11 protein-coding genes are annotated in these 13,326 nt (G+C 38.2%); 10 read left to right on the top strand and 1 reads right to left on the bottom strand.

The window, feature by feature from the left end:
* Positions 1 to 694 precede the first annotated feature (694 nt).
* The 5 genes from V7138_RS23755 (at position 695) to V7138_RS23735 (ending at position 6,612) form a co-directional block, all read left to right on the top strand.
* Entirely contained in the window at positions 695 to 1,414 is a 720-nt protein-coding gene (locus V7138_RS23755) for a GTP pyrophosphokinase (protein ID WP_335402340.1), read from the top strand.
* 22 nt (positions 1,415 to 1,436) lie between these two features.
* Positions 1,437 to 2,039 carry a TetR/AcrR family transcriptional regulator gene (locus V7138_RS23750; RefSeq protein ID WP_335402339.1) on the top strand — a complete coding sequence of 201 codons (603 nt, stop codon included), beginning with the start codon at positions 1,437 to 1,439 and terminating at the stop codon, positions 2,037 to 2,039.
* 119 nt (positions 2,040 to 2,158) lie between these two features.
* Positions 2,159 to 3,082: a DMT family transporter gene (locus V7138_RS23745; protein ID WP_335402337.1), complete on the top strand. Its 924-nt coding sequence runs from the start codon at positions 2,159 to 2,161 to the stop codon at positions 3,080 to 3,082.
* A gap of 197 nt (positions 3,083 to 3,279) precedes the next feature.
* Entirely contained in the window at positions 3,280 to 4,065 is a 786-nt protein-coding gene (locus tag V7138_RS23740; protein ID WP_335402335.1) for an SDR family oxidoreductase, read from the top strand.
* Between the two features lie 327 nt (positions 4,066 to 4,392).
* A complete protein-coding gene (locus V7138_RS23735; protein ID WP_335402334.1) occupies positions 4,393 to 6,612 on the top strand; it encodes a glycoside hydrolase family 3 protein in 2,220 nt (739 codons plus the stop codon).
* 168 nt (positions 6,613 to 6,780) lie between these two features.
* Here the strand turns inward: V7138_RS23735 and aspA are convergent, their stop codons facing one another.
* Positions 6,781 to 8,199 (bottom strand): aspartate ammonia-lyase, encoded by a 1,419-nt coding sequence (gene aspA, locus V7138_RS23730; protein ID WP_335402332.1) that lies wholly within the window; start codon positions 8,197 to 8,199, stop codon positions 6,781 to 6,783.
* A gap of 277 nt (positions 8,200 to 8,476) precedes the next feature.
* Here aspA and V7138_RS23725 point away from each other — a divergent pair, with 277 nt between their 5' ends.
* The 5 genes from V7138_RS23725 to V7138_RS23705 all read left to right on the top strand — a co-directional run bounded on the left by V7138_RS23725 (position 8,477) and on the right by V7138_RS23705 (position 13,260).
* Positions 8,477 to 9,130 carry a pyridoxine/pyridoxamine 5'-phosphate oxidase gene (locus V7138_RS23725; RefSeq protein ID WP_335402331.1) on the top strand — a complete coding sequence of 218 codons (654 nt, stop codon included), beginning with the start codon at positions 8,477 to 8,479 and terminating at the stop codon, positions 9,128 to 9,130.
* A gap of 157 nt (positions 9,131 to 9,287) precedes the next feature.
* Complete coding sequence (locus V7138_RS23720) at positions 9,288 to 9,974, top strand: DUF3995 domain-containing protein (protein WP_335402330.1); 687 nt, start codon at positions 9,288 to 9,290, stop codon at positions 9,972 to 9,974.
* Positions 9,975 to 10,073: 99 nt separating this feature from the next.
* A complete protein-coding gene (locus tag V7138_RS23715; RefSeq protein WP_335402328.1) occupies positions 10,074 to 10,748 on the top strand; it encodes a response regulator transcription factor in 675 nt (224 codons plus the stop codon).
* Positions 10,745 to 12,106 carry a sensor histidine kinase gene (locus tag V7138_RS23710; RefSeq protein WP_335402326.1) on the top strand — a complete coding sequence of 454 codons (1,362 nt, stop codon included), beginning with the start codon at positions 10,745 to 10,747 and terminating at the stop codon, positions 12,104 to 12,106. Before V7138_RS23715 ends, V7138_RS23710 begins: the two co-directional genes overlap by 4 nt.
* Before the next feature lie 86 nt (positions 12,107 to 12,192).
* Complete coding sequence (locus V7138_RS23705; protein WP_335402324.1) at positions 12,193 to 13,260, top strand: hypothetical protein; 1,068 nt, start codon at positions 12,193 to 12,195, stop codon at positions 13,258 to 13,260.
* Positions 13,261 to 13,326 lie beyond the last annotated feature (66 nt).

The following is a 13,326-nucleotide window of genomic DNA, read 5'->3' as shown; positions in this document are numbered from 1 at the left end:
AGGTCCCGGAAGAAATGAGCGAAGTGAATCCACATCAAGGTTTGATTTTGACAGGCCCTTGAAAAAAATGAGGGAAGCGAGTCAAAATCCAAGTCTATTTCGGACAGTTCAAGTAGGTACTATCGGTTTAGTGTCCAAACACAACGACAAGATTAGGAATCAAGAAGCCATTTAGTACAGCTTTATAACCATTATGCATTTCTCAAAAATGAGGAAGGCTTTTTGTGTGAACAAAATATGACAATGTGTCACTTTTATTTGACTTGTGACATCGTGTCATCTAAAATTTAAGTAGTGAGGTGACACGATGTCATGTTAAAAGTGGAATCGAAAAATGAACTAGACAAACATAAACTACGAAAGCTTGTAGTGAGGCTACAAAAGTTAGGTGTCAAAGCTTCAATCATCAAGAAACCGATAACTTTATTCAAATAACTACAACATTTTTATATAGGCTAGTATCAAGGTGAAATAAATTTACAATTCAGTTGTTGGTATAACATCGTTTGAATAAAGTTAAGCCTCCGGCGTAGACATGCGATTTTCAAAGGAAAGTTTTCGAGCATAGGTTCAAAGACTAAAAACGCCACTTCCTGTGGCAACGTCTTTGTGACCCACATCGTGTGGGCCTAAAAAATCTGGGCGCAAATACGCCAAGGCGCATTTGACTTCACAGTAAAAAAGGAGACGTATGATGTCTGTAGGTATTAGAATTGATCAGTTTAAGGATATGAAGGTAGAACTGCTGCGATTTATGATGTCGTATAAGTTTGCACTTGAAGAAATGATGACGAAAATCAATATTTTAAAGCAGGAATTTAAGTATATCCATGATTACAATCCCATCGAGCATGTTTCATCTCGATTAAAGTCACCAGAAAGTATTTTAAATAAAGTCGACCGCAAAGGATATGACTATTCAATAGAGTCAATTAAAGAAAATATCCGTGATATCGCAGGAATACGGATTACATGCTCGTATATTTCAGATATTTATAAAATTAGTGAAATGCTGCAACAACAAAAGGATGTTACGGTTATTGAATGTAAGGATTATATTAAAAATCCGAAGCCAAACGGGTATCGAAGCTTGCACTTAATTGTCCAAATCCCTGTTTTTATGTCAGACCGCGAGGACCATGTCTGTGTTGAAGTTCAAATTCGAACCATCGCCATGGATTTCTGGGCGAGTTTGGAGCACAAAATTTACTATAAATATAATAAAGAAGTTCCGCAGCATATGAAGGATGAACTGAAAGAAGCAGCTGTTACAGCAGCCCAACTCGATAAAAAAATGGAAAAGCTTCAGCAAGAAATGAACAAACTAAAGGAATCAGCGAAAGCGGAAGAGCTCTATCAAAAAAATGATGAACAAATCCTTCTTCCATATGACTTTCTATCATTAGTTAAATAGCAACGCAAAGGGAAGGGTGGAAATGCCAAAACTAACTTTTTTCAATTTACCTGAGGATAAAAAACAAACATTACTTGAAGCGGCCAAAAAGGAATTTTCTAACGTTCCTTTGTTTGACGCTTCCATTTCGAATATCATCAAATCTGCAGGAATCTCTCGTGGCAGCTTTTATCAATATTTTGAGGACAAAGAGGATGCCTTTTTCTTTTTATTAGGTGAATTTGCAAAAGAAAAAAAGGAATCGTTTCTTTTTATGCTTGAAAGGGACGAGGGTGATATATTTCAAACCTTTATCGACTTTTTTGAGCTGTTCCTAAAAGAAGCTGAAAATCTGGCTTTTTTAAAAACAGCTTTGTTGAATATGACCCATAAAATTGAACGCATGTTTGATAAAATGATCAGTGAACAAGAAATCAATGATAATTTCAAAAAATTATGCTCACGGATTAACATTAGCAAATTGAATGTTTCAGACGAGGTAGAGTTATTTCATGCGTTGCAAATCATCACATCGGTCATGTTACGCAATTTAATCCATTCATTTGCCCATGATTTATCCCGCGAGATGGCGATGAAGAATTTTATGACGGAAATCAATTTATTGAAAAAGGGACTTGTCCGGTAGGAGACACATGTTGTGGTCTACCGGATTTTTCTTTTTTTTGAGCCTTTTTTTACTTGAAATGAAGTATAATAGAATGCATTAATGTATCAAAGTATGGACTTCAGATTGGATGGGTGTGTGTGCGGAAACATTATCTATACGGGATTTTGTTATTTGTGATGATGGCATGGGGATTAAATATTGTGGCCATCAAGATATTGGTTCAAAACTTTCCTCCGTTTACCATTACCGGTCTACGCATTCTTGCCGCTGGCCTAGTGATTTTTGTCTTTTTGTATATAAAGAAAGATCTTCAAAAAATGAATCTACATGAGTTCGGGTATGTCGCATTAAGTGCGTTAACGGGAATCTTTGCCCACCAGGCTCTATTATCCATCGGCTTGGTCAACACCAGTGCCACTAATGGCGCGTCCATTCTAGCTTTAATACCGCTTGTAACGAATATTTTAGCAGTCCTTTTTCTAAAAGCGAGACTGACACTTTTAAAAATATGCGGTGTGTTCTTTGGAATCATTGGTATTTACTTTATTTTGGTCCTCGGTGGGGGCTCTTTTACGAAGCTTTCAAGCGGTGATTTTTACGTGTTTTTATCAGTCATTGCGCAAGCGCTAAGCTTTATTTTTATCCGTAAGGCTTCTTACACATTGAACCCTAAAACAATTACCTGTTATGCGTTGTTAATGGGGGCGGGTTTTTTGGTTATGTTAAGCTTTGCCTTAGAGAGTCAATCCATCCATCAAATCGGTGCAGCTCCATCCTATGTGTGGTGGGTTTTCATTGCATCAGCGATTATCTCAACTGGAATCGGAAATCTATGTTATAATTTTGCGATTTCACAGCTGGGCGCAGGTGAAACTGCCATTTTCCTTAATCTCTCACCATTCTTTTCATTAGTGGGATCAGTCATGTTTTTAAATGAAGCCTTTAAATTAGTCCAGTTAGTTGGTTTTATATTAATTGTAATCGGTGTTTTATTGGGAACAGAATTATTTGAACGAAAACCAAGGGTTGAAAAACAAGTAGGGGTTTCTGTTTCAAAATAGATGTAGGGGTCAGCTCTTTTTATCGGAGTTGGCCTTTTTTTAGGTAAAGCACAATTATCTTGAGTTAGGGCAGAATGAATGAAAGGCAGGGGACAATTATTCGAAGGTAGGGCATAATTATTCAATCATCGACACACAAAACAAAAAATGTGAGCTAAAATTGAGGTATAGATTTATTCTAAAGGAGTGAAATACATATGGATTTAAATTTAACTGGAAAAACAGCCATCGTTGTGGCATCTAGTCAAGGACTCGGAAAAGCAATTGCCACTCAACTAGTAAAGGAAGGCGCAAATGTGATGCTGGCAAGCCGGAGTGAGGACAAATTAGAGGCTGTTCAAGCAGAACTTTCAGCATTTAACAAGGGTAAAGTTTCTTATCTTCAAACGGACATCACTAAGAAAGAAGACATCGAAGCTCTCATAAAACATACCGCAGACACGTTTGGCACGATTGATATTCTTGTTAACAATGCAGGAGGCCCTCCAGCAGGGACATTTGATCAATTAGATGATGAAGCTTGGCAGGGAGCATTTGAATTAAATTTATTAAGTTATATCCGAATGATTCGAGGGGCTCTACCACATATGCAAAAAAATGGTGGGAAAATCATCAATATTGCCTCTTCCTCTATCAAAATACCTATTCCTGGGTTGATTCTTTCTAATACATTTCGCCTAGGAATAGTCGGGTTATCCAAAACATTAGCCGACGAATTAGCACCCTATAATATCCTCATTAACACAGTCGCACCTGGACGTATTGCTACGGATCGTGTGACTCATTTGGATAACGTGAGAGCTGAGAAACTGGGAAAGCCAATTGAAGAAATTGAACGAATGGCCAAGGAAGCTATTCCGTTAAAACGCTATGGTACACCTGAAGAATTCGCGAATTTTGTAACATTCTTAGTATCGGATGCCAATACCTATATGACCGGACAAGCCTATTTGGTTGACGGTGGAAGTGTAAAGGCAATTTAAAAAATGGAGGCCTGTTTCCCAATAAAAAGGGATGACAGGCTTTTTCTAATTATAAGTCATGTGTGACTAAAGAAATGGTACGAAATAAGGGATGTTTTTTCTTGGATTTTGTCGAAATGGTATTGAAGTATGAATTATAAAAATAATCAGAAAGTTGGATATGCTTTTTATTTTAATGGTGCTATTCTATTTGATATTAAAGTATACTAATATATTTCGCTAGTTTCTATTTTTATACTTTAATGTGAAAGGGCTTACACATCAACAGAAAGGGGGATAGGAATCGAAAAACGATGTAATGATCATTTTGTAGGAGAAGGGGAGAGTATGGTGGCGAAATCGTCCAAATGGAGAAAAATTACGATTGTTTTACTAGCTGCATTGTTTTTCATTCCACTTGTTATTCCACACGTGAGTGCAAAAGGGGATGAAGACGTAAAGAAGAATGAAATCATTAAGGAAGTAGAAGCGAGAGCAAAAGATATTTTAACAGTAGATGGCAAAGAATTTAAAGATTTAAATTCGAATGGCCAACTAGATACATATGAAGACTGGAGACTACCAGTAGAAGATAGAGTAGAAGATTTACTAAATCAGATGACTGTTGAAGAAAAAGCGGGCTTAATGCTCATATCCTCTCAGTTCATGCAAGGCGGGGGCTTTGGACCGGTTAAATGCCCTGCAGAAGAAGGTACACTCCTATGTGAAACAGATACATGGAGTGAGACCAATATGTGGGCACAGCCTGGTGACCCGAATTATGAATTTGATGCACCAGTATTAGATGCATCTGCAGCGACAAAAGGGATTCTTGAGCGAAACTTACGCTATTTCATCATTCGTGATAACCCACAGGCGGATGTATTAGCACAATGGACGAATGAACTCCAAGAAGTAGCTGAAAGTTCTAGACTTGGAATTCCGGTTGTGATGACGTCAAACCCACGTAACCATATTAACAATAACTTAGCTTTCGGGTTTGCAGAAGCTAGTGGAGTGTTCTCTGTATGGCCGGGTGAACTTGGTTTAGCGGCTACAAGAGATGCGGATTTGGTTAAGGAATTTGGTCAAATTGCGGCAAAAGAATGGAGAGCGTCTGGAATCCAGAAGGGTTATATGTATATGGCGGATATCATTACAGATCCAATCTGGGGAAGAACAAATGGTACATTTGGTGAACACCCTGAGCTTGCGGCAGATATGATTTATGCAATTGTCAAAGGCTTCCAAGGTGATCAATTAAGTTCAAGTAGTGTTTCTTTAACAACGAAGCATTTCCCTGGTGGCGGGGCACGTGATGACGGGAAGGATCCACATTACTTAGATGGGAACTTTAATCCATATCCAACCGAGGGTAGCTTACTTAAGTACCATATCCCTCCGTTCAAAGCTGCGATTGAAGCAGGCACAACATCAATCATGCCTTACTATGCGTACCCAAGCAATGAGCATAGCGCACCTGATCAATTAGGTACTGGCGAGCCGTTTGAAGAAGTAGGTTTTGCTTATAATAAAGCGATTATTGGCGATCTATTACGTGACCAGCTTGGTTTCAAGGGCTATGTGAACACGGATACTGGGATTACAACAGCAATGCCTTGGGGTGTTGAAGAATTAACACGTTCCGAAAGAGTTGCCTATGCATTAAAAGCAGGAGTGAATATTTTCTCTGGTGAAGCAGATCCTCAATATATAATTGAGGCAATCACGAATGAACCAGAACTAATAGAATTCGTGGATGCGTCGGTTGAGTTTTTATTAACAGAAATGATGCAACTTGGCTTATTTGAGGACCCATATGTGGACCCTGAAAATGCAGTTGAGGTGGCGTCTAATCCTGAATCTCAGAAACTAGCAGACGAAGCTCATCGTAAATCAGTCGTTCTTTTACGTAATGATGATAAGCTTCTTCCACTAAATAACGGGCAAATTAAGAAGGTTAAGCTTTATGTAGAAGTATTCACACGAAACAATGCTGAAGGTAGCACTGCAGCTTTAAGAGAAAAGATTGCAAACTACGATAAATCAATTCAAGTAGTAGATAATCTAGAAGATGCAACACATGCATTAGTTTGGGTCCATCCAAACAATACAACAGCAAATCCTACAATTACATTAGGACCTGAAACAGGAATTGCAGATGTGGACCGCATTGTTGATATTCAAAAAACTGTACCAACAATTACTGCGATTAATATGACAAATCCATGGTTAATTGATGAAATTGAACCGAATGCAGCAGCAGTCATTAGCACGTTTGGAGTAAAAGCGGAAGCATTGGTTGATGTAATTCGCGGTAAATTTAATCCAACTGGAAAACTTCCATTCACCATCCCTGCCGATGAAGAGGCAGTAGCGAATGAAAATGGAGACATTCCTGGATATGAAGAAGATCCTTCCTATGTGTATAAAAACAAAGCGGGGGATGAGTACTGGTTTGGGTTTGGCCTTTCCTACAATCAAGGGAAAGCACCTGATCATGCGAAAAAGCCAGGTAAACCAGACCATGCGGAAGAAACGGGTAAACCAGACCACGCTGGGAAGTAAAAATGAAAAAGATGAAGGGGAATTCAAGCGGATAGCTTTATCGCTTGCCTCTTCATCTGTGATGAGTTCACAATAAAGAAAGGGTATCATTTCTCAAAATTGGTGAGAGATGATACCTTTTTTATTTATAACAGCTATCAGTGCCCAATCGGGGGACCAGTACTATTTTTAATTTCTCTCTAATAATGACACTCCAGAAATGCCTGGTTCTGTCATTTCATAAGGATTCAAAATTAGATCTAATTCTTCTTCGGTTAACACATCGTATTGCAAGCAAAGTTCACGGACTTGTTTGCCATTCAAAATGGCTTCTCTTGCAATTCGTGCTGCGACCTCGTAGCCGATGTGTGGATTTACCGCGGTAATCAGTCCAACGCTTTTTTCTACATACTCCTTCATACGTTCCTCATTTGCTTTGATTCCAGTCAGACAGTATTCCGTAAATACATGAAATGCGTTATTCATTATGCTAAGTGATTGGATTAAATTGAACGCTAGCACTGGTTCCATTACATTCAACTCTAATTGTCCAGCTTCTGTAGCTAAGCAGATGGTGTGATCATTTCCAATCACTTGGAATGCAACCTGGTTAATCATTTCAGGCATAACAGGGTTGACTTTTCCCGGCATGATAGAGGACCCTGGTTGTCTTGCTGGCAGGATGATTTCACCGAGTCCAGCACGGGGGCCTGATGCCATTAACCGCAAGTCATTTGCGATTTTTGACATATTCATCATACTGATTTTTAATGCTGCAGAGACTTCCGCATAGGCATCGATATTTTGAGTGGCATCGACTAAATGTTCGGCACCTACTAAAGGAAGCCCGCTAATTTCCGCCAAATGTTTAACGACATTTTCAATATATCGCGGTGATGCATTTAGCCCAGTTCCAACCGCAGTTGCCCCCATATTCACCTCATATAAATGCTGGCGAGATTGTTCGATGCGCTTTATATCACGTTGTACAACTCTAGCATATGCAGCGAACTCTTGTCCAAGGCGAATTGGCACGGCATCCTGAAGGTGTGTTCTACCCATTTTGATGATAGGGTCAAATTCTTTTGCTTTTTCTTGAAAAACATCTCTCATATGCTCCATGGTTTTCAGTAATTTCTCAACTAAGTTAAGTGTGGCAATATGAAGTGCTGTTGGAAAAGCATCATTTGTAGATTGAGACATATTCACATGGCTGTTTGGGCTTAATTCGTAATATTTTCCTTTATCATGCCCAAGGATCTCGAGTGCTCGATTAGCAATGACTTCATTTGCGTTCATATTAATGGAAGTACCTGCACCACCCTGAATTGGATCTACGATAAATTGGTCATGCAGTTTTCCAGCAATTATTTCGTCTGCGGCTTGTACAATCGGATTGCCAAGGCCTTCATATAAATGCTTAACGTCCATGTTAGCCAATGCCGCTGCCTTCTTAACGATAGCTAAAGCAACAATTAAATCCTCATGTATCCGGTAACCGGTAAGCGGGAAATTTTCAACTGCCCGAATGGTTTGAATGCCATAATAGGCATCAACCGGAACCTCTTTTTCTCCAAGAAAATCTTTTTCAATACGAAATTGAGCCATGATGTTCTCTCCCTTTATACATATGCATACTAGTAATTTATGTTTTTCTTACAAGATGGTTTCTTAACACCACCTCATTATATCATTAATTTTCTCTTATGTAATAAAACGCTTTCATTGTTTTGAAATTCTATTAATTGGCAGATATTCTTATGCAGACTAAATAGTGAAAAGGTTGAATATTAATATGCATTGTAAACTGTAACGTTTGTCACCCTCTAATGAAAAGAATGGTATCTTATGGGAGATGGACTTTGTGAAGATTGGAGGATTTTATATGGAAGACATAAGAAAAATAATTAGACAGAGTAAAACACTGGCTGGACCTTTTCCAGCCTTTAGTGTGAATAACACACCTGACTATCCTTATGAACTTTTCTTACAATGGTTTAAAGAAGCAGTAGAGAAAGGGGAACACGAACCTCATGCAATGACACTTTCTACAACCGACGATCATGGTTTTCCTGATGCGCGTGTCCTTATTGTTAAAGATGTTGATCAGCTTGGCTGGTATTTTGCATCAAGCTCTCAAAGTGAAAAAGGGAAACAAATGAAGGTGAACCCAAATGTAGCTTTAACTTTTTATTGGTCGTTGATAGGAAGACAAGTTAGAATACGGGGCCAAGTTGTTGAAATGAATAAGGATTTAAGTGCCAAGGATTTTTTAAAACGTGGTAGTCTTGCACGGGCAATTGCTTTACTTGGAAAACAAAGTTCAATCCTACATGAGCAGCGTGAGTTTGAAGACGCATTACATCATGAAATGAAAAAGATGCAGGAAAATCCAAATCGAATCTATCCTTATTGGACTTTGTATCGAGTCAATCCAATTGAAGTGGAGTTTTGGCAAGCAGATAAAGAGCGGAAGCATACGAGAGTAAAGTATCGGTTAGAAGGGGACGAGTGGAAAAAGAACCTTTTATGGGCATAGTTTTTTCGCGTGTATCCAACAAACAAATTTAAACAGAATTTAAACATGACCTCACTTTCATTTAACTTTTGATCGTTAAGATGAATGTGAGGTATTTGGGTTTAATGAGAAAGCGAAACCCAACCAAAATATATTGGAAATGGTGGGGTCAACAACTATGAAAGAAGTGAATATCAGTAAAATATCATTATCTGCAAGAGTGAGTTACTTTGGACGGTTTGTAGGCTTTTCAAAATCTTCTGTATGGCCAGCATACATTGGCTGTATAAACGCTTTACTATATGCGGTATTCATCCGGTTTTATCACGCTGCTGGTGGCACAATCGGTATGCCGGGGAAAATAAAAGATCCTGCAGTATTTTACATGGGAAGTTACATGGCAGGTATTATTATTATGTTTTGTGGATTCACTTTGATTGCGCTTATAAAGCCATGGAGCAGGATTGTTCCGAAAACGGTACCGTTAATTGGAGGAAGAAAAGTTCCTCCACTTCTTTTATTGACTCCGACTCTTTTGAGCACGGCTTTTTTAATTGCTCATGGTGTAAGTGGTATAATCACAAAAGCGCTTCTGTTGGCAGGTTTCATTACAATCGATTTCTCTGGGTTTGTAGAAGTAGAAGTTCGGAATCTAGCTTTATGGGACTTATTAGTCTACGAACCATTTTTTTGCCTAATGGGTATGATGGCTGTCTTAACTGCAGCTCATTATGCACTAGCTTCTGGTGTTCGAGAATCCTTTTTTAGAAATGGGACTATCCTTTTTATAATCATAGTTTTTCTTTTAACAGCATTTTTCTCATGGGCTATCATTTTTGACTATGTCGATAAACTTAGTATTTAAATGTCAATCAACTTAAAATAATTAGATAAATTATACGGGTAGCATGGTAAAATTAGGTGGAATTTTCCTGTTTTATGAATGAGGGGAGGGACCAAGTTTATGAAGCTAACGATTTTGCATATAGAAGATGATCAAGAAATTGGCTCATGGGTAAGTAAGTTTTTAACAGATTTTGGATATGAAGTCATTTGGATTACATCAGGTCATGAGGCAATGAAGCATATGGAGCGGGTTGATCTTGTCATTTTAGATATTATGCTGCCGGGTTTAGATGGATATACAATCGGTCAGCGTTTGAAGCAGAAGTACCCGCATACGCCCGTCATGATGCTATCAGCAAGAACGTCAATGGAAGATAAGTTACAGGGACTTACTTTCGCCGATGATTATATGACAAAGCCGTACCATCCTGATGAGCTAGCTGCACGAATTCAAGTATTAGTAAGGCGGTTTGGAATTGTGTCACCAGAGATTATCCAAGTTATGCACTTGCGAATTGATCAGAAGGCAAACCGTATTTTAAATACAAAAACGAATGAAGACATCGTGTTGACTGGAAAACAATTTCATATATTTATGTATTTAGTAGACCACTTAAATCAAATATTGACCAAAAAACAAATCTATGAAGCGGTGTGGGGAGATCCATATATTGAAGGGGATAAAACATTAATGGTCCACATTCGCCACTTGCGTGAAAAAATAGAAGTAGACTCGAGCAACCCTCAAATCATCGAAACAATCCGAGGGATTGGGTATAGGATGAAATCATGAATTTCCTTCAATCTTTAATGACTAGATATTTGTTTCTAATTCTACTTGCTTTAATTCTTTTTCCTCTTATTCCAGCTATTTATTATTCTCCCCTACTGTTTAATAAAGAATTGTACGATTCAGAGGAAATTGAGGAGTTATGGAAACGAGAGGCAGCTGATCTAGATGGACAAGAAGTGGAGGTTATTCATCACCGTCTAGAGTCTATAAAAAATAAGTATCCTAAGGCAGATGTGTTTTGGATAAATGGACAAGGCGAATCGAGTTTCATCGGAAATCGGTCTCCTGATATTCCTAAAAATTGGACATTTATCGATTCCCTTGTTTTTATGGAAGAAAGCAAATTTCATGTGGATACTTTTTTACAGAATAAGGAGACTCAAAAAGTCTATACGATTACGGCATTAATTGGAAATGATCCAAGTCAAGGGGTTATGGTCTTACAAGTTCCGATTACTGACACAAACCTCGGCAGTATTTCCCTTTATGAAGACTTTCTATTCTTACTATTTTTTATTTCCATTTGTGGAGCTTTTCTAGTAATCTCTTGGTTTTTCTTCTTTAATATTCGCAAACGGCTTGTTAGTCTTCAAATGGCGATGTCTAAAACAGGAGATGAAGGTATTCCTGATGAAGTCGTAATTAGTAGAGACGACGAGATTGGTAGGCTGGAAGGTGCTTTTAACGAGATGATAAATCAGTTGCAGAGCAGTCGAGAGAGGGAGAAAGAGGAAGAGAATCTTAGAAAACAGCTGATTGCTAATATATCTCATGATTTACGAACACCTTTAACAGTCATGAGGCAACACGTATATTCCGTAAAGAAGTATCAGGCATCATCAGCAGCAGAAATAGAATCACTTCAAATTGTTGAAAACAAGCTAAATGATATGGACAAAATGATTAACAATCTTCTTTCTTATAATCTGCTTTCAGCTGGTAAACATCCCATCGAAATACGTGATACGGATATAGTGGATGAAGTAAGGAAAGTTATAGCGGAATGGTATCCCATATTCGAACAGCTAAGCTTTGAAATCGATATTGATTTACCGGAAAAATCGCTGATATGGAAGGTAGACCCAATTTGGTTTAAAAGTATCTTAGATAACTTAATTCAAAATGTCACTCGACATGCTCAATCAGGGCGATATATTGGAATTCAAATCGTGGAACAGAATGGGGCAACCTTTATTGTTATTAAGGATAAGGGTTACGGATTAGAACAAGAATCCGAAGATAAAGGGGCTGGAATTGGACTATCGATCGTTTCACTCATGGTTAAGGAAATGAATTTAGATTGGGAAATATCTACTTCTTCAGAGGGAACCAGCATCTACTTAGGTATGCAAATTTAAACAATTCTTAAACTTGAAGTCATCTTAATGAACACCTTTGAAGTATATCCTTTTTATTAGCTACAAATAGAAAGGACTGTGTTCAAATGGAGTTTAGTACTCAAAAGGTAGAAAGTAATCGAGAAAAACAGCTGATAAAATGGTATTCCTGGATAGGGTATGCAGCAACTTTTTGGTCATTACTTTATGGATTGATGCATTTTTACTGGTTACTCGGTGGGGAAGGCTATCCCTTTCATCAGGAACCAGGAACGGGAATCTTTTCAGCATTATTTACTTATCTGCCAGTTCAAGCAGGTAGTTTAGTCTTTTGTGTTCTTTGTTTTCTCGGATTATTTCTTGGTTTAGCTATGAATCGTCCATGGGGAAAAATGGTCAATCACTCATTTATCATTCTTTTTTCGTGGGTGTTTGCTGTTTTCTTACTCCTTTTTATACCTGACTCTCGATTGATTGCTGCCATAGCTTATGCTTTTTTGTTTAAGTTTGCATTTAGCTGGCAGATGTTAAATCAAGTTTTTTGCATTATTGGTGCACTATTGTGGATTTTTGCAGCTGTTTCTTATCAACGTAAAGTACGAAATGCTTGCAGGTATTGCGGGAGAAAAGAAAATGGTCAGCCATTTGTGTTAATTAGGTGGGCAAATTGGATAACAATCATAGCTGCACTTGCTCCACTGCCATATGCTGTTACCAGAATTGCTTGGGCATTAGGAATCCCTCTTGGTGTTGGGGGGCAATTCTTAGAAGAAAGTGTAAAAGTGAATCCTGCGGCAACTTTGACTGAATGGGTCTTTGGAGGGTTGTGTATAGGAGGAGGACTTTTAACAATTGGATTAATCCAGAAGTGGGGAGAAGAAATTCCACGATGGGTTCCGTTCATTCGGGGCAAGAGAGTACCAATTATGATGGCTGTTATTCCTGCATCTATAATCGCAATCGCTTTGACAACAGCTGGTTTTATTTTTACCATTGGCTTTTTCGCCTTAAAGTTTGGATTTGTTCCAGCTGAGGGGATTGTATTAAGTGAAATTGGAGGGACAATTGGGCCGATGTTGACATGGGTTCCTTGGGGAGTTGCTCTGGGGCTTGCTACAATTTCCTACTATTATCGTCGTCGTGGCAACTGCATACATTGCAATAGAGGTGAATAAATTTAGTCTAGTCAGGCATATTTCATGTAAGGACTAAATATTGAAATAGTTGAATATGATATACAA

Origin of the sequence: Bacillus sp. JJ1533 (assembly GCF_036965045.1) — a bacterium.
GTDB lineage: Bacteria > Bacillota > Bacilli > Bacillales > Bacillaceae_L > Ferdinandcohnia.
The sequence above is the reverse complement of the archived record's forward strand: the minus strand, read 5'-3'. Positions and strand labels throughout refer to the sequence as shown.